Below are 17,277 nucleotides of genomic sequence, written 5' to 3' on the forward strand. Positions count from 1 at the left end.
GCGCCGATGGTAGTTGGGACCTTGTCCCTGTGAGAGTAGGACGTCGCCAAGCAAAAACCTAAGTCGTTTCGACTTAGGTTTTTTTGTGTTTATTTTTATTTACCGCATGTTATAATCCATAAATTTAATAACGCTAAAGACGAAAAAAGAATGAAATAGAGACTGTTTAAAATAATAGCAATGATTTTTTGTGTTCCTGAAATACTTAAAATAGGACACATTATTTCTATCATAAGTATATATTTTAAATAATGAGATGCTATAAATAAGTATTCAATAATTATAACAATTACTGCGATAGAAAAAAATAAATAGGATAATAGCATAGTTCTTTCTTTCACGTTTATCCTCCTTAGAAATTAAATCGTTATAATAAAAGTTCTATTGATGTGTAGAATACAAGAGTGTATATATTTTGATTTAAAACATACTGAAGTACTATATAAACGATTATAAGTAAATAGATCTCTAGAAATATATATTCTAATTCCTTTTTCTTCTTGCATATAGTTGCAATTCTTCTTTTGAATATAACTAAAACACGAACGTTATTGACTACTAATAAAAAAACATTCGATTATTTATTGACATCGTTTATGAAATATTGTTAATATAGCCATAGAAACAATAATATAAGACCTCATATAATCGCGGGGATATGGCCTGCAAGTCTCTACCTAACGACCGTTATTCGTTAGACTATGAGGGAAAGTCACTCGGTATTTTTCTATTCACAAGGGATACGTATGCCTGAGTAGAGCGCTTTCTCTCATAGTAAAAGAGAAACTGTTCTATTTCAGGCTTTTTTTATTTGAATCGGGGGGATTCTAATATGAAATCACTAGTTGGAGTCATAATGGGAAGTACGTCAGACTGGGAAACAATGAAATATGCTTGTGACATTTTAGATGAATTAAATATACCGTATGAGAAAAAAGTTGTATCCGCTCATCGGACTCCGGATTATATGTTTGAATATGCAGAGACGGCTCGTGAACGTGGATTGAAAGTTATTATTGCTGGAGCTGGTGGAGCAGCACATTTACCAGGAATGGTTGCAGCGAAGACAAATCTTCCTGTAATTGGAGTTCCAGTTCAATCAAAAGCATTAAACGGCTTAGATTCATTATTATCCATCGTCCAAATGCCAGGAGGTGTTCCAGTTGCAACTGTTGCAATTGGTAAAGCCGGTTCAACGAATGCTGGATTACTTGCTGCACAAATACTTGGATCATTCTATGATGATATACATGATGCATTAGAATTGAGACGAGAAGCGATTGAAAAAGATGTGCGTGAAGGTAGTGAGCTAGTATGACGAGAATCATTTTACCTGGAAAAACAATCGGCATTATTGGAGGCGGCCAGCTAGGAAGAATGATGGCATTGGCAGCCAAGGAGATGGGATATAAAATTGCTGTTTTAGATCCTACAAAGCATTCACCATGTGCACAAGTTGCTGATATTGAAATTGTTGCACCGTATGACGATTTAAAGGCAATTCAGCATTTAGCAGAGATAAGTGATGTTGTCACATATGAATTTGAGAATATTGATTATAGATGTTTACAATGGCTTGAAAAACATGCTTACTTGCCACAAGGTAGTCAGTTGTTAAATAAAACGCAAAATCGTTTTACAGAAAAGAATGCAATTGAGAAGGCTGGGTTACCAGTAGCAACGTATAGATTAGTTCAAAATCAAGATCAGCTTACAGAAGCAATTGCTGAGTTATCATTCCCTTCCGTCTTAAAAACGACGACAGGTGGATATGATGGGAAAGGGCAAGTTGTTTTAAGAAGTGAGACTGATGTTGAGACAGCAAGAAATCTTGTGGATAAAGCAGAGTGTATTTTAGAGAAATGGGTGCCTTTTGAAAAAGAAGTATCCGTTATTGTGATTCGTAGTGTAAGTGGTGAAACGAAAGTATTTCCAGTAGCAGAAAATATTCATGTAAATAACATTTTACATGAATCTATCGTTCCAGCTCGCATTACAGAAGAGCTTTCTCAAAAAACAATTGCTTACGCAAAGGTACTTGCGGATGAATTAAAACTTGTGGGAACACTAGCTGTAGAGATGTTTGCTACAGCTAATGGTGAGATTTACATTAATGAATTAGCACCAAGACCTCACAATTCAGGACACTATACACAGGATGCATGTGAAACGAGCCAATTTGGTCAACATATTCGAGCAATCTGTAATTTACCTCTAGGAGAAACAAATTTGTTAAAACCAGTTGTCATGGTAAACATTTTAGGCGAACATATAGAAGGGGTCCTAAGACAAGTGAATAGATTAACCGGGTGCTATTTACACTTGTATGGAAAAGAAGAAGCAAAAGCACAGCGAAAAATGGGGCATGTTAATATTTTAAATGATAATATTGAAGTCGCTCTAGAAAAAGCGAAGAGTTTGCATATTTGGGACCATCAAGAACAACTGTTGGAGGGAAAAAGATGATTAGTCGTTATACACGCCCTGAAATGGGTGCGATTTGGACGGAAGAGAACAAATTTAAAGCGTGGTTAGAAGTTGAGATTTTAGCTTGTGAAGCATGGGCTGAGCTTGGCGACATTCCAAAAGAAGATGTTAAAAAAATTCGTGAACATGCATCATTTGATATTGATCGTATTTATGAAATTGAAAAAGAAACACGTCATGACGTAGTTGCATTCACTCGTGCTGTATCAGAAACGCCAGCACTAGGCGAAGAACGTAAATGGGTTCATTACGGTTTAACATCTACAGATGTAGTAGATACAGCATTATCTTACATCTTAAAACAAGCGAATGAAATTATATTAAAAGACTTAGAGAACTTTGTAAGCATTTTAGCTAACAAAGCGAAAGAGCATAAATACACAATCATGATGGGAAGAACACACGGTGTTCATGCAGAACCAACAACATTCGGTTTAAAACTGGGTCTTTGGTATGAAGAGATGAAACGTAACGTAGAGCGTTTCAAACAAGCTGCTGATACAGTTCGTGTTGGTAAACTATCTGGTGCGGTTGGTACATATGCAAATATCGATCCATTCGTAGAAAAATATGTTTGTGAAAATCTAGGATTAGAAGCAGCACCAATTTCAACACAAACATTGCAACGTGATCGTCACGCACACTACATGTCAACACTTGCATTAATCGCAACATCTATCGAAAAGATGGCAGTTGAGATTCGTGGCTTACAAAAGAGTGAAACACGTGAAGTTGAAGAAGCTTTCGCAAAAGGCCAAAAAGGTTCTTCTGCAATGCCACATAAGCGTAATCCAATTGGATCTGAAAATATGACTGGTTTAGCTCGTGTTATCCGCGGTTATATGATGACAGCTTATGAGAATGTTCCATTGTGGCATGAGCGTGACATTTCTCACTCTTCAGCAGAACGCGTAATTTTACCAGATGCTACAATCGCATTAAATTACATGTTAAATCGCTTTGGTAATATCGTTAAAAACTTAACTGTATACCCAGAGAATATGAAACGCAATATGACAAGAACATACGGCTTAATTTATTCTCAGCGCGTAATGCTTACACTAATCGACAAAGGTATGGTACGTGAAGAAGCTTATGATATCGTACAGCCTAAAGCGATGGAAGCTTGGGAAACACAAGTACAATTTAAAGAGCTTGTAGAAGCTGATGAGCGTATTACAAGCAAGTTAACACAAGAAGAAATTAATGAATGCTTCAACTATGAGCATCATATGCAACACGTTGATACAATCTTTGAACGCCTTGGATTAAACGAAGCGTAAAATTTCATATGGCACAGAATAGAGTCATTCTGTGCCATTCTTTATAAAAACATTATTCACATTTTTCAAACTACAGGGGGCTTGCGAAATGCAAAAGCTAGAATTGCTGTATGAAGGTAAGGCAAAAAGAATTTATCGTACAGAATCAGCAGATATGGTTTGGGTAGAGTACAAAGATAGTGCGACTGCTTTCAATGGGGAGAAAAAAGAGACGATTACAGGAAAAGGTCGTTTGAACAATGAAATTACAACTTTATTGTTCAGAAAGTTACAAGAAGTAGGAATTAAAACACATTTTATTGAGAAGTTATCTGAAACAGAACAACTTGTTAAAAAAGTGAGTATTATTCCTTTAGAAGTTGTCACAAGAAATGTAATTGCAGGAAGTCTTTCAAAACGATTAGGAATGGAAGAGGGAACTGTACTTGCAGAACCAATCGTAGAATTTTACTTCAAAGATGATGATTTAGGAGATCCGCTTGTAACGGAAGATCATATTCGTGTATTAAACGTTGCATCGCCAGAGCAAGTAAGCGTATTACGAGATATGGCTCTACAAATCAATCAAGTGTTGATTGATCATTTCGCAAGCTGTCGTGTAAGATTAGTAGATTTCAAATTAGAGTTTGGTGTAACGGAAGAAGGAGAAATCATTTTAGCGGATGAAATTTCACCAGATACTTGCCGTTTATGGGATGAAACGAGCAATGAAAAGTTTGATAAAGACGTATTCCGTCGTGATCTTGGAAATTTAACAGATGCTTATGAAGAGATTTTAAAACGTTTAGGGGGAATTTCACATGTATAAAGTTAAGGTATATGTAACATTAAGAGAAAGCGTATTAGATCCACAAGGAACAGCAGTAAAAGGAGCACTTCATAGTCTTTCATTCACAGAAGTACAAGACGTTCGAATCGGAAAGTACATGGAACTAACAATTGATAAATCTGTATCTGATTTAGATAGCAAGGTAAAAGAAATGTGTGAAAAACTATTAGCGAACGTTGTAATGGAAGACTTCCGTTATGAAGTTGAGGAGGTTGTCGCACAGTGAAATTTGCCGTAATAGTATTTCCGGGTTCGAACTGTGATGTCGATATGTTCCATGCAATTAAAGATGAGCTTGGCGAAGAAGTAGATTACGTTTGGCACGATACAGAGAATTTAGATGAATATGATGCAATTCTACTACCAGGTGGATTTTCTTACGGTGACTACTTACGCTGCGGTGCTATTTCTCGCTTTGCTAATGCAATGAAAGCAGTGCAAAAAGCTGCTGAGCAAGGAAAGCCGATTTTAGGTGTATGTAATGGATTCCAGATTCTTGTTGAATCAGGATTACTACCAGGAGCATTAATGAGAAACGAAAATTTAAAATTTATGTGTCGCACTGTTCAGTTGCGTGTTGAAAATAATGAAACGATGTTTACATCACAATATGGAAAAGATGAAGTAATTAATATTCCAATCGCGCATGGTGAGGGGAATTACTATTGTGATGAAGCGACTCTTAAACAATTAGAAGAGAATAATCAAATCGCATTCCGTTACGTAGAAAACCCTAACGGTAGCGTTTCAGATATTGCTGGTATTGTAAACGAAAAAGGAAATGTACTTGGTATGATGCCACACCCAGAGCGTGCTGTAGATGAATTACTTGGCGGTGCTGAAGGGTTAAAAGTCTTTCAATCTATCTTAAAACAGTGGAGGGAAACATATGTCGTTAATGCTTGAACCAAATCCAACACAAATTAAAGAAGAGCGTATATATGCGGAAATGGGGCTAACAGACGAAGAGTTTGCCATGGTTGAAAAGATTTTAGGTCGTCTGCCAAATTATACAGAAACAGGGTTATTCTCTGTAATGTGGTCTGAACATTGTAGTTATAAAAATTCAAAACCAGTTCTTCGCAAGTTTCCAACGACAGGTGAGCGCGTTCTGCAAGGACCTGGAGAAGGTGCTGGAATTGTAGATATCGGTGATAATCAAGCAGTTGTATTTAAAATGGAAAGTCATAACCATCCTTCAGCTATTGAACCATATCAAGGAGCAGCAACAGGTGTTGGTGGTATTATTCGTGACGTATTCTCTATGGGAGCACGTCCGGTAGCTCTATTAAACTCACTTCGTTTCGGTGAATTACAGTCACCACGTGTGAAATATTTATTCGAAGAAGTAGTAGCAGGAATTGCAGGATACGGCAACTGCATCGGTATTCCGACTGTTGGCGGCGAAGTACAATTTGATCCATGTTATGAAGGAAATCCACTTGTAAATGCAATGTGCGTAGGTTTGATTAACCACGAAGACATTAAAAAAGGGCAAGCGCACGGTGCTGGTAACACAGTAATGTACGTAGGAGCATCAACTGGTCGTGATGGTATTCACGGTGCAACATTTGCGTCGGAAGAACTATCTGAAAGCTCAGAAGCGAAACGTCCAGCGGTTCAAGTAGGGGATCCATTTATGGAAAAACTTCTTATTGAAGCGTGTTTAGAATTAATTCAATCTGATGCACTTGTTGGAATTCAAGATATGGGTGCGGCTGGTTTAACATCATCATCTGCAGAAATGGCAAGTAAAGCAGGAATGGGTATTGAAATGTACTTAGATGATGTACCACAGCGTGAAACAGGAATGACACCATATGAAATGATGCTGTCTGAATCACAAGAGCGTATGTTAATTGTTGTGAAAAAAGGTAGAGAACAAGAAATAGTAGATTTATTTGAGAAGTATGGTCTTGCAGCGGTTACGATGGGGAAAGTAACGGAAGATAAAATGCTTCGTTTATTCCATAAAGGTGAAAAGGTAGCTGAAGTTCCAGCAGATGCTTTAGCAGAAGAAGCACCAATTTATCATAAACCATCAAAAGAAGCAGCATACTTTGCTGAATTCCAAGCAATGAAAATGGAAACGCCAAAAGTAGAAAATTATAAAGAAGCGTTATTCGCTCTATTACAGCAACCAACAATTGCAAGTAAAGAGTGGGTATACGATCAATACGATTACCAAGTTCGTACAAGCACAGTTGTTACACCAGGTTCAGATGCAGCAGTTGTACGTGTACGCGGTACAGAAAAAGGATTAGCAATGACGACAGATTGTAATTCTCGCTACATTTATCTAGATCCAGAAATGGGCGGTAAAATTGCAGTAGCAGAGGCAGCGCGTAATATCGTATGCTCTGGCGGTGAGCCACTTGCAATTACAGATTGCTTAAACTTCGGTAACCCAGAAAAACCAGAAATCTTCTGGCAAATTGAGAAATCAGTAGACGGTATGAGTGAAGCTTGTCGCACATTACAAACACCAGTTATCGGCGGAAACGTATCGATGTATAACGAACGTAGTGGCGAAGCTGTATATCCAACACCAACTGTTGGGATGGTCGGACTTGTACATGACTTAAAACATGTAACAACACAAGAGTTTAAGCAAGCTGGTGATTTAGTTTATATAATCGGTGAGACGAAAGCTGAGTTTGGCGGAAGTGAATTACAGAAAATGATTCACGGAAAAATTTTCGGTCAATCACCAAGTATCGATCTAGATGTAGAATTAAAACGCCAAAAACAAGTATTAGAAGCAATTCAAGCTGGTCTTGTTCAATCTGCACATGATGTTGCTGAGGGTGGTTTAGCAGTTGCAATTTCAGAAAGTGCAATTGGTGCTAACGGCTTAGGTGCTACTGTGAAATTAGATGGAGAAGCAACAGCAGCATTATTCGCTGAATCACAGTCTCGCTTCGTGATAACTGTAAAACGTGAAAATAAAGAGGCGTTTGAGAAAACGGTAGAAGCAATCCAAGTTGGAGAAGTAACAAGTACAAATGAAGTAACAATTCATAATGAAGAAAATGAAGTATTACTTACAGCAAATGTAGATGAAATGAGAAAGGCTTGGAAAGGGGCAATCCCATGCTTGCTGAAATAAAGGGGTTAAACGAAGAATGTGGCGTTTTCGGAATTTGGGGGCATGAAAATGCAGCACAAGTTTCATACTACGGATTGCACAGTTTACAGCACCGTGGGCAAGAAGGCGCAGGCATTGTCGTAAATAATGGGGAAAAAATCGTCGGTCACAAGGGGTTAGGTTTAATATCAGAAGTGTTTTCAAGAGGTGAGTTAGAAGGATTAAATGGAAAATCAGCAATCGGACATGTACGATATGCAACAGCTGGTGGAAGTGAAGTTGCTAACGTTCAACCATTATTGTTCCGTTTTTCTGATCATAGTATGGCGCTAGCTCATAACGGGAATTTAATTAATGCAAAAATGCTTCGCCGTGAATTAGAGGCAGAGGGAAGTATTTTTCAAACAAGTTCAGACACAGAAGTACTTTTACATCTTATTAAACGTAGTACGAAAGACTCTTTAATTGAAAGTGTAAAAGAGGCTCTGAATAAAGTGAAAGGTGCGTTTGCGTATCTTTTACTAACTGGAAATGAAATGATCGTTGCGTTAGATCCGAATGGGTTCCGTCCGCTTTCAATTGGAAAGATGGGGGATGCTTACGTTGTAGCATCTGAAACATGTGCTTTTGATGTAGTAGGTGCAACATACATTCGCGATGTAGAACCTGGTGAATTACTTATCATTAATGATGAAGGAATTCACGTAGATCGTTTCACAAACGATGTAGAACATGCGATTTGTAGTATGGAATACATTTACTTTGCACGACCAGATTCTAATATTGCTGGTGTTAACGTTCATGCAGCACGTAAAAACATGGGGAAACGTTTAGCGGCAGAAGCTCCTATTGATGCAGATGTTGTTACTGGTGTACCAGACTCTAGTATTTCAGCTGCGATTGGCTATGCGGAGGCAACAGGCATTCCGTATGAATTAGGATTAATTAAAAATCGTTACGTTGGACGTACGTTTATCCAACCTTCTCAAGAACTGCGTGAGCAAGGGGTTAAGATGAAGCTTTCCGCAGTAAGAGGTGTGGTTGAGGGGAAACGAGTTGTTATGATTGATGACTCTATCGTAAGAGGAACGACAAGTAAACGAATTGTTCGTATGCTTCGTGAGGCTGGAGCGACAGAAGTTCATGTAAGAATTGCTTCACCACCTCTTAAGTATCCATGTTTCTATGGCATTGATATTCAAACTAGAAAAGAATTAATTGCAGCAAATAATACAGTAGAAGAAATCCGCGAAATGATCGGAGCAGATTCTTTAACATTTTTAAGCGAAGATGGATTAGTAGATGCAATTGGGCGTCCATATGAAGGGAAATATGGCGGCCTATGCATGGCTTACTTTAATGGGGACTATCCAACAGCTCTTTATGATTATGAGCAAGAGCTTTTAGAAAGTATGAAATAAGAAAAGTGAAAAAAGCTTCTACTTCTTTTGCTGTAGAAGCTAGCTTTTTTCTTAAAACGGCCCGCCCTGGATGGGGAGAAATTAAAAGACGAGGTGTAAATAACGATGGCGAATGCATATAAGCAAGCAGGAGTAGATATTGAAGCTGGATATGAAGCGGTATCTCGCATGAAAAAACACGTACAAACAACTATGAGAAAAGAAGTACTAGGCGGTTTAGGCGGTTTTGGAGGTATGTTTGATCTATCAAAATTTGCATTAGAAGAACCTGTATTAGTATCTGGAACAGATGGCGTGGGAACAAAATTGATGCTCGCTTTTATGGCAGATAAACATGACACAATTGGTATTGATGCAGTAGCAATGTGTGTAAATGATATTGTTGTCCAAGGAGCAGAGCCGCTTTTCTTCCTTGATTATATTGCTTGTGGTAAAGCTGAACCTAGTAAAATTGAAAACATCGTCAAAGGTATATCAGAGGGCTGTCGCCAAGCTGGTTGTGCATTAATCGGTGGAGAAACAGCTGAAATGCCAGGAATGTATTCTACGGAAGAATATGATTTAGCTGGTTTTACAGTTGGGATTGTTGATAAAAAGAAAATTGTAACAGGTGAAAAGATTGAAGCTGGTCACGTGCTAATTGGCTTAGCATCTAGCGGTATTCATAGCAATGGTTACTCTTTAGTACGAAAAGTGTTACTAGAAGATGGAGAACTATCTTTAGAGCGTATTTATGGACGCTTAGAACTACCTCTTGGTGAAGAATTATTAAAACCAACGAAAATTTATGTCAAACCTATTTTAGAACTATTGAAGAAGCATGAAGTATACGGTATGGCGCATATTACAGGGGGCGGATTTATTGAAAATATCCCACGTATGTTGCCAGAAGGAATTGGTGCTGAGATTGAACTAGGATCTTGGAAAATTCAGCCGATCTTCCATTTGCTTCAAGAAGTTGGGAAACTGGAAGAGAAAGAAATGTTCAATATTTTTAACATGGGTATTGGTATGGTAGTAGCAGTGAAGGAAGAAGATGCAAAAGATGTTGTTCGTCTTCTTGAAGAGCAAGGAGAAACGGCTCGTATTATGGGACGTACTGTACAAGGAGCTGGCGTTACTTTTAATGGGGGCAAAGCACTATGAGTAAATTAGCAGTTTTTGCTTCTGGAAGTGGATCTAACTTTCAATCTCTCGTTAATGCGGTAGAAGAAAAAAGATTGGATGCAGAAATTAGTTTATTAGTATGTGATAAACCAGAAGCATGTGCTGTTGGGCGAGCACATTATCATCATATTCCGTGTTTCGCTTTTTCAGCGAAAGCATATGAGTCCAAAGAAGCGTTTGAAAAAGAGATATTAAAGAAGCTAGAAGAATATGAAATTGATTATATTATTTTAGCTGGATATATGCGTTTAATCGGTCCGACGTTACTAGAAGCATACGGCGGAAAGATTATTAATATTCATCCATCATTACTACCGAGCTTTCCGGGTAAAGATGCTGTCGGTCAAGCGTTAGAAGCAGGTGTGAAAGTAACTGGAGTAACAATTCATTATGTAGATGCAGGTATGGATACAGGGCCAATTATTGCGCAAGAAGCAGTGGTTGTTTCTGAAGGGGATACGAGAGAAAGCTTACAAAAGAAAATTCAGCAAGTTGAACATAAATTATACGTAAATACAGTGAATCAAATTGTTCAGTCTGTGAAAGAAGCAACTGTTAACTAACATACAACCAGGGGTGAAGGATAAATGAAAAAGCGTGCATTAGTAAGTGTTTCAGATAAAACAGGAGTAGTAGAATTTGTTAAAGGGTTACTAGAGCAAGGGATTGAAGTTATTTCAACAGGTGGTACGAAAAAGTTACTAGAAGAAAACGGCTTACAAGTAATTGGTATTTCTGAAGTAACTGGTTTCCCTGAAATTATGGATGGTCGTGTGAAAACTTTACATCCAAATATTCATGGTGGTCTATTAGCAGTTCGTGATAATGAAACACATGTAGCGCAAATGAATGAATTAGGTATTCAAGCAATTGATTTTGTTGTTGTTAACTTATACCCATTTAAAGAAACAATCGCTAAGCCTGATGTAACATTTGCTGATGCAATTGAAAATATTGATATCGGTGGCCCGACAATGATTCGCTCTGCTGCGAAAAATCATAAATTCGTATCTGTAATTGTAGATCCAGTAGATTATGATATTGTGTTAGCAGAACTGAAAGAGAACGGTGAAGTAGCAGAGGAAACGAAACGTAAACTAGCAGCGAAAGTATTCCGTCATACAGCAGCGTATGATGCGTTAATTTCTAACTACTTAACAGAGCAAATGGGTGAAGAAAGTCCAGAAACATTAACTGTGACATTTGAGAAAAAGCAAGACTTACGTTATGGCGAGAACCCACATCAAAAAGCAACTTTCTATAAAGCGCCATTCGCAGCAACTTCTTCTGTTGCATACGCAGAACAATTACACGGTAAAGAATTATCGTATAACAATATTAATGATGCAGACGCAGCGCTTAGCATCGTAAAAGAATTTACAGAACCAGCAGTAGTAGCAGTAAAACATATGAATCCATGTGGTGTTGGAGTAGGAACTAATATTCACGAAGCATATACTCGTGCTTATGAAGCAGATCCAGTATCAATCTTCGGCGGTATTATTGCAGCAAATCGTGAAATTGATAAAGCTACAGCAGAAAAGTTACATGAAATTTTCTTAGAAATTGTTATCGCACCTTCGTTCTCGCAAGAAGCTTTAGAAGTGTTGCAAAGTAAGAAGAACTTACGCTTACTAACTGTAAATATTGAAAAAGCGACAAGTGCAAGCAAAAAACTAACTTCTGTACAAGGTGGACTTCTCGTTCAAGAGGAAGATACGTTATCATTAGATGAAAGTACAATTTCAATTCCAACGAAACGTGAACCTTCAGAGCAAGAATGGAAAGATTTAAAACTAGCTTGGAAAGTTGTAAAACATGTGAAATCAAATGCAATTGTTTTAGCGAAAGATGACATGACAATTGGTGTCGGTGCGGGACAGATGAACCGTGTAGGCTCTGCAAAAATCGCGATTACACAAGCTGGTGAAAAAGCACAAGGTAGCGCGCTTGCATCTGATGCTTTCTTCCCAATGCCAGATACATTAGAAGAAGCAGCAAAAGCGGGAATTACAGCAATCATTCAACCAGGCGGATCGATCCGTGATGAAGATTCTATTAAAGTGGCAGATACGTATGGGATTGCTATGGTGTTCACTGGCGTACGTCATTTCAAACACTAATAGAGGATGTTTAAAAAGTCCGGTCAAGATAACCTTCGCATGTCGTCGTTGCATCGCCAGTGCGGTACTCATGTAGGAAAACTACACTCCGTGTCCTCCTGGCAAATGCGCCTAGACCTGCTCAGTGCTCTTGATCCTCCTTTTTAAACCTTTATTGAGATGGATGTTTAAAAAGTCCGGTCAAGATAACCTTTTATTGATATGAAAAAGCAAACTAGGAGCATAGCTTCTAGTTTGTACTTATTTAATTATTGGGGGATGAAATATGAATGTTTTAGTAATTGGCCGCGGTGGGCGTGAGCATGCTTTAGCTTGGAAGTTTGCACAATCTGCAAAAGTGAAAAAGGTATATGTAGCACCAGGTAATGAAGGTATGCGAGATGTTGCAATACCAGTTGATATTGATGAAAATGATTTTGATGCATTAGTTTTATTTGCCAAAGAGAATAATATTGAGTTAACTTTCGTTGGACCAGAAATTCCACTTATGAATGGAATTGTTGATCGTTTTAAAGAAGAGGGACTTCGCGTATTTGGTCCGAATAAAGCGGCTGCTGTTATTGAAGGTAGTAAAGCTTTTACAAAAGAGCTTATGAAAAAGTATGATATTCCAACTGCGGCGTACGAAACTTTTACCGATTATGAAGAAGCAGTACAGTACATTCAAAAAGTTGGTGCACCAATCGTTATTAAAGCTGACGGATTAGCTGCTGGTAAAGGGGTAACGGTAGCAATGACGCTTGAAGAGGCATTACAGGCTGTGAAAGAAATGCTACAAGATGTGAAGTTCGGCGCGGCAAGTAAGAAGGTTGTTATTGAAGAGTTTTTAGATGGACAAGAATTTTCATTAATGGCATTTGTAAATGGAACAACTGTACATCCGATGGTAATCGCTCAGGACCATAAACGAGCTTTTGATGCTGATAAAGGCCCAAATACAGGCGGAATGGGTGCATATTCTCCAGTACCACAAATTCCAGAATCAGCAGTCCAAGAAGCGATTCAAACCGTATTACATCCAACTGCTCAAGCAATGATCCAAGAAAATCGATCGTTTACAGGGATTTTATATGCAGGGCTTATTTTAACAAATGATGGTCCAAAGGTAATTGAATTTAATGCACGCTTTGGTGATCCTGAAACAGAAGTTGTATTACCTCGCTTAGAAAATGATTTAGTTGATGTATGTAACGCTGTATTAGATGAAAGTGAGTTAGTGTTAGAGTGGTCAGAGGAAGCAGTAATTGGTGTTGTACTTGCTTCAAAAGGATATCCAGAAGCGTATAAAAAAGGTGAAATTATTACAGGATTAGATCGTTTAGAAGATGCTATTGTCTTTCATTCAGGTACAGCGATGAAGCATGGGGATTTTGTAACAAATGGTGGCCGTGTACTATTTATTGCTTATAAAGCGAAAGACTTACAAGAAGCGAAAGATAGAGTGTATAAAGAAATCGCAAAGATTGAGAGCGATGGCTTATTTTATCGTAGTGATATAGGATATCGTGCGATTGGGCATGAGATTACGCGAAGCTAACATATGTTAGCTTCTTTTTTTTATAGGAAATAGAGTATAGTACGTTGAATCTTTTCAAGAGATTATAAACTATTTGTATCTATATACACTTTTTCTCTACCTGCTTACATCTTATTTCTCCAATTAATAATAGTAGTATTGAGGTGATTAACGTAAGAGCAGCGACAAGGAGTGGGAGGGAAAAACTTTGCATTTGCTCCGCAATAATACCTGTAAAGATTGGACCGATAATTTGGCCAATCCCATAAACACCTGTCGTATAACCAATGATTTTATTACTTTCATTCGGTCTTATTCGTTTTGCTTCTGTAGTTGTTAAAATTGTAATTCCGACGAATGTAGCACCTAGAAGGAATGCACTTAGAAATGCCCCAAAAAGGTTTGGAATAAGGAGTGGAGAAAGTACACTTATAATTTGTAACATATAGGCGGATGTAAGAGCTCGTGTTGGTCCGTACTTCCGAGCAACAGTGGACCAAATGTAACTAGATGGGATGACAGCAATACCGACAATAATCCAGCTACAAGATGCATAGAAGGGTGATAGTGTAATTCTTTCTACAATGGTGACAAGGAAGGTCCCTGTAATGATATAGCCAAACCCTTCGAATCCGTAAGCTAAAATAAGCCAAAATAAATAGTTTTTTCTATGAGATGTAGCTTGTATAGTACTTTTTGGTTGCTGTATAGTGCGTCTACTGTCCTCTCTTAACCATTTCCATACAAGGATAGCTAAACTAAAACTAATAAGTCCTAACCCAATCCATGCACCTTGCCAATTCCAAATTGAGTTGAATAAAGGTGCGAAACTTCCAGAGAAAATAATGCCAATTCCAACACCGCTATAAATCATGCCACCTAGCATGACTTTATTACTTTGAAATAAATAATCTAAAACAATACTAGAGGCAAGAACAAATACAATTGCACTTGTGAAACCACCGATAAAGCGAAGGGGAAACCATAAAAAGATATAAGAGGTTAAGCCCATACAAAGAGTTGAAAGAACATTGAAGAATAAACAGTGGTGTAATATTTTTTCACGATTTTTTATCGTAATGAATCCAATAAAGAATGCCCCAAGTAAATAACCAAGATAATTACTGGACGCTAAATATCCAGCGAGGTCATCTTCTATATGGGCTTGCTTTTCCATAAAATAAATAATCGGTGTGTAGGCGAACCGACTAATACCCATGACAGCTATTAAAGAACATATCCCAGCTATAATCATTTTCCATGTTTTTGTCTCTTTCATATAATCTCCCTTCTTGAAATATCTTCTAAAATATATGATAGAGGAATATATATGGGGCGTAAAATACTGATTTTTTATATGTAATATCAAAATTAATGATATGAACGAAGGGATATGAACGAATGAACTTACAAGATTTTGTAGCTTTTTATATGGTCGCGCAGGAGAAAAGTATTTCAAGAGCAGCTATTCGGTTGAATTTTGTTCAATCAAACATAACAGCAAAAATAAAACGGCTAGAAGCTGAATATGAAACACAATTATTTTATAGGCATCGAGATGGAGTTACATTAACACCAGCCGGAGAAAAGTTGTTAACATACGCTGAAAAAATGATTCAATTATTAAATGAATCAAAAAGGCAAGTGAAACATACAGCGGAGCCTGGAGGAGTATTGAAAATTGGAGCGATGGAAACAGCAGCAGCTGTTAGATTGCCCACGATTTTAGCTAATTATCATATGCGCTATCCAGAAGTGGAAATTATGTTGCAAACGCACAATACGGAAGAATTAACGAAGAAGGTACTCTTATATGAAATAGAGGGGGCATTTGTAGCTGATTGTATAGCTGATCCAGCTTTAGAAAAGATAGAAGTATTCCAAGAGGAAATGATGTTACTTTCAAAGCGGAATGTTTTGTGGGATAACGGATATTCGGAATCGCAGTCTTTTATCGTTTTTCAATCAGGTTGTTTTTATAGAAAAGTTTTAGAAGAATGGTTACTATCTGAAGGGATTGTTCCAAAAAAATAATGGAATTAAATTCTTTAGACGGTATTATTGGATGCGTAAAAGCTGGACTTGGGGTGTCTATGTTACCACGTGAAGTAGCAGAGCAATTTGATAGCCATAAAGAACTTATTCATACACCGTTAGTACATGAAAACAGGTTTATTCCGACTTATTTTATTTATCGGAAAGATAGTGTGAGAACAGCAGCGTTAAGCAAGTTTATTGATAACTTGCTTTGTATAAAAACAGCCCGCTGAAAATTCAGTGGGCTGTTTGTTCATGCATCTTTATCTTTCTGCAATTTTCCTTTTTGCTTTGCCATTTCTCGAAGTAAATACTCGATGTGTGCATTGACACTACGAAACTCATCATTTGCCCATTTTTCGATGACTGCGTGTAATTCAGGATCAATACGTAATGGAAAGCTTTTCTTTTTAGCCATAATTACTTATAGCCCTTAGTATAGGCTTCCTGTATTAATAACTGGTTGCGCACCTTTATCTGAAACGATGGCAACTAATAGGTTGTTTACCATATTCGCTTTACGCTCGTCATCTAATTCAAGTACGCCTTCCTCATCTAACATATGGATTGAATCCTTCGCCATCTTCACAGCACCTTCAACAATCTCTTTTCTAGCAGCTAATACCGCTTTTGCTTGTTGACGTTGTAGCATCGCATGGGCAATTTCTGTTGCATAAGCTAAATGTGTTAAACGAGTTTCTAATACTTCTACGCCTGCGATTTCAAGGCGCGCTTCTAACTCACGCTTTAATTCTTCAGAGATTTCTTCAGTATTCCCGCGTAACGTAATGCAAGTTTCATCTTGGAAATTGTCATAAGGATATTTTGTTGCGACGTGGCGGATTGCTGTTTCACTTTGGATTTCTACAAATCGATCGTAATGTTCAACACCGAACATTGCTTTTGCAGAATCAACTACTTTATATACAATAACAGCTGCAATTTCAATCGGATTTCCCTCAACATCGTTTACTTTTAATTTCTTACTATTAAAGTTTTCAACACGTAACGAGACAGTTTGACGGAATGCGAATGGAATTGTTAAAAATAAACCATTTTGACGAATTGTTCCTAAATAATTACCAAAGAACGTAATAACTTTCGCTTGATTCGGTTGAACAATACCGATACCTGTAGCGAGAATTGCCGCTAATATAATAGTTAGTGCTGCTCCTACGAAAATTTCTTGTGCAAGGAAAAATACACCGATAGCAGCTAAAATCAAAATTCCAATAATACCGAGAAAACCATTTACATAAAATACTTGTTTTTCTTTCATATGATCGCCTCCTGATATAAAAATGATATCACTTTTATATCGTTTTA

General features: G+C 37.6%; 16 protein-coding genes, 1 pseudogene and 1 riboswitch. Of the genes and pseudogenes, 13 read left to right on the forward strand and 4 right to left on the reverse strand.

Going from position 1 to position 17,277, the window contains the following annotated elements:
• Positions 1-95: 95 nt before the first annotated feature.
• Positions 96-341: a hypothetical protein gene (locus ACTJJY_RS23865; protein ID WP_440606720.1), complete on the reverse strand. Its 246-nt coding sequence runs from the start codon at positions 339-341 to the stop codon at positions 96-98.
• 279 nt (positions 342-620) lie between these two features.
• Positions 621-722: riboswitch (purine riboswitch) on the forward strand.
• Positions 723-832: 110 nt separating this feature from the next.
• On the opposite strand from ACTJJY_RS23865, the gene purE reads away from it, so the two are divergent.
• The 12 genes from purE (at position 833) to purD (ending at position 13,935) form a co-directional block, all read left to right on the forward strand.
• A complete protein-coding gene (purE, locus tag ACTJJY_RS23870; RefSeq protein WP_043937814.1) occupies positions 833-1,318 on the forward strand; it encodes a 5-(carboxyamino)imidazole ribonucleotide mutase in 486 nt (161 codons plus the stop codon).
• On the forward strand, positions 1,315-2,466 hold the full coding sequence (gene purK, locus ACTJJY_RS23875; protein ID WP_440606721.1) for a 5-(carboxyamino)imidazole ribonucleotide synthase: 1,152 nt from the start codon (positions 1,315-1,317) through the stop codon (positions 2,464-2,466). The genes purE and purK overlap by 4 nt, the downstream gene beginning before the upstream one ends.
• A complete protein-coding gene (purB, locus tag ACTJJY_RS23880; RefSeq protein ID WP_000625682.1) occupies positions 2,463-3,770 on the forward strand; it encodes an adenylosuccinate lyase in 1,308 nt (435 codons plus the stop codon). The genes purK and purB overlap by 4 nt, the downstream gene beginning before the upstream one ends.
• 88 nt (positions 3,771-3,858) lie before the next feature.
• The gene (gene purC / locus ACTJJY_RS23885; protein WP_440606722.1) at positions 3,859-4,578 is read left to right on the forward strand and encodes a phosphoribosylaminoimidazolesuccinocarboxamide synthase; all 720 of its coding nucleotides are present in this window, start codon (positions 3,859-3,861) and stop codon (positions 4,576-4,578) included.
• Positions 4,571-4,825 carry a phosphoribosylformylglycinamidine synthase subunit PurS gene (gene purS / locus ACTJJY_RS23890; protein ID WP_000278823.1) on the forward strand — a complete coding sequence of 85 codons (255 nt, stop codon included), beginning with the start codon at positions 4,571-4,573 and terminating at the stop codon, positions 4,823-4,825. Before purC ends, purS begins: the two co-directional genes overlap by 8 nt.
• Positions 4,822-5,505 carry a phosphoribosylformylglycinamidine synthase subunit PurQ gene (gene purQ, locus ACTJJY_RS23895; RefSeq protein ID WP_000666787.1) on the forward strand — a complete coding sequence of 228 codons (684 nt, stop codon included), beginning with the start codon at positions 4,822-4,824 and terminating at the stop codon, positions 5,503-5,505. Before purS ends, purQ begins: the two co-directional genes overlap by 4 nt.
• Positions 5,489-7,708: a phosphoribosylformylglycinamidine synthase II gene (purL, locus tag ACTJJY_RS23900; protein ID WP_071731346.1), complete on the forward strand. Its 2,220-nt coding sequence runs from the start codon at positions 5,489-5,491 to the stop codon at positions 7,706-7,708. The genes purQ and purL overlap by 17 nt, the downstream gene beginning before the upstream one ends.
• On the forward strand, positions 7,693-9,108 hold the full coding sequence (gene purF / locus ACTJJY_RS23905) for an amidophosphoribosyltransferase (RefSeq protein ID WP_440606723.1): 1,416 nt from the start codon (positions 7,693-7,695) through the stop codon (positions 9,106-9,108). Before purL ends, purF begins: the two co-directional genes overlap by 16 nt.
• Before the next feature lie 105 nt (positions 9,109-9,213).
• Entirely contained in the window at positions 9,214-10,254 is a 1,041-nt protein-coding gene (gene purM, locus ACTJJY_RS23910; RefSeq protein ID WP_440606724.1) for a phosphoribosylformylglycinamidine cyclo-ligase, read from the forward strand.
• Positions 10,251-10,838, forward strand: coding sequence for a phosphoribosylglycinamide formyltransferase (gene purN / locus ACTJJY_RS23915; protein WP_440606725.1), 588 nt, complete (start codon positions 10,251-10,253; stop codon positions 10,836-10,838). The genes purM and purN overlap by 4 nt, the downstream gene beginning before the upstream one ends.
• Before the next feature lie 24 nt (positions 10,839-10,862).
• The gene (purH, locus tag ACTJJY_RS23920; protein WP_043937817.1) at positions 10,863-12,398 is read left to right on the forward strand and encodes a bifunctional phosphoribosylaminoimidazolecarboxamide formyltransferase/IMP cyclohydrolase; all 1,536 of its coding nucleotides are present in this window, start codon (positions 10,863-10,865) and stop codon (positions 12,396-12,398) included.
• Positions 12,399-12,663: 265 nt separating this feature from the next.
• Positions 12,664-13,935, forward strand: a complete 1,272-nt coding sequence (gene purD, locus ACTJJY_RS23925; RefSeq protein WP_065481573.1) for a phosphoribosylamine--glycine ligase — start codon at positions 12,664-12,666, stop codon at positions 13,933-13,935.
• A gap of 79 nt (positions 13,936-14,014) precedes the next feature.
• Here purD and ACTJJY_RS23930 read toward each other — a convergent pair whose 3' ends face one another.
• Positions 14,015-15,193, reverse strand: coding sequence for a YbfB/YjiJ family MFS transporter (locus ACTJJY_RS23930; RefSeq protein WP_440606726.1), 1,179 nt, complete (start codon positions 15,191-15,193; stop codon positions 14,015-14,017).
• Positions 15,194-15,315: 122 nt separating this feature from the next.
• Between ACTJJY_RS23930 and ACTJJY_RS23935 the strand changes: the two are divergent.
• Positions 15,316-16,184: pseudogene (locus ACTJJY_RS23935) on the forward strand (LysR family transcriptional regulator).
• A 20-nt stretch (positions 16,185-16,204) separates the two neighbouring features.
• Here the strand turns inward: ACTJJY_RS23935 and ACTJJY_RS23940 are convergent.
• Together ACTJJY_RS23940 and ACTJJY_RS23945 are read right to left on the reverse strand one after the other, a co-directional pair.
• Positions 16,205-16,369, reverse strand: coding sequence for a toxin-antitoxin system HicB family antitoxin (locus ACTJJY_RS23940; protein WP_440606727.1), 165 nt, complete (start codon positions 16,367-16,369; stop codon positions 16,205-16,207).
• A gap of 15 nt (positions 16,370-16,384) precedes the next feature.
• Positions 16,385-17,230 (reverse strand): SPFH domain-containing protein, encoded by an 846-nt coding sequence (locus ACTJJY_RS23945; RefSeq protein ID WP_000660675.1) that lies wholly within the window; start codon positions 17,228-17,230, stop codon positions 16,385-16,387.
• Between the last annotated feature and the right edge of the window lie 47 nt (positions 17,231-17,277).

It is taken from the genome of Bacillus sp. 22475 (assembly GCF_052044835.1).
Lineage (GTDB): Bacteria > Bacillota > Bacilli > Bacillales > Bacillaceae_G > Bacillus_A > Bacillus_A cereus.

Bases quoted from the DNA above. Each gene is read 5' to 3' on its own strand.
- purE (WP_043937814.1), top strand. From the start codon at position 833: ATGAAATCACTAGTTGGAGTCATAATGGGAAGTACGTCAGACTGGGAA.
- purK (WP_440606721.1), top strand. From the start codon at position 1,315: ATGACGAGAATCATTTTACCTGGAAAAACAATCGGCATTATTGGAGGC.
- purB (WP_000625682.1), top strand. From the start codon at position 2,463: ATGATTAGTCGTTATACACGCCCTGAAATGGGTGCGATTTGGACGGAA.
- purC (WP_440606722.1), top strand. From the start codon at position 3,859: ATGCAAAAGCTAGAATTGCTGTATGAAGGTAAGGCAAAAAGAATTTAT.
- purS (WP_000278823.1), top strand. From the start codon at position 4,571: ATGTATAAAGTTAAGGTATATGTAACATTAAGAGAAAGCGTATTAGAT.
- purL (WP_071731346.1), top strand. From the start codon at position 5,489: ATGTCGTTAATGCTTGAACCAAATCCAACACAAATTAAAGAAGAGCGT.
- purF (WP_440606723.1), top strand. From the start codon at position 7,693: ATGCTTGCTGAAATAAAGGGGTTAAACGAAGAATGTGGCGTTTTCGGA.
- purM (WP_440606724.1), top strand. From the start codon at position 9,214: ATGGCGAATGCATATAAGCAAGCAGGAGTAGATATTGAAGCTGGATAT.
- purN (WP_440606725.1), top strand. From the start codon at position 10,251: ATGAGTAAATTAGCAGTTTTTGCTTCTGGAAGTGGATCTAACTTTCAA.
- purH (WP_043937817.1), top strand. From the start codon at position 10,863: ATGAAAAAGCGTGCATTAGTAAGTGTTTCAGATAAAACAGGAGTAGTA.
- purD (WP_065481573.1), top strand. From the start codon at position 12,664: ATGAATGTTTTAGTAATTGGCCGCGGTGGGCGTGAGCATGCTTTAGCT.
- ACTJJY_RS23930 (WP_440606726.1), bottom strand. From the start codon at position 15,193: ATGAAAGAGACAAAAACATGGAAAATGATTATAGCTGGGATATGTTCT.
- ACTJJY_RS23940 (WP_440606727.1), bottom strand. From the start codon at position 16,369: ATGGCTAAAAAGAAAAGCTTTCCATTACGTATTGATCCTGAATTACAC.
- ACTJJY_RS23945 (WP_000660675.1), bottom strand. From the start codon at position 17,230: ATGAAAGAAAAACAAGTATTTTATGTAAATGGTTTTCTCGGTATTATT.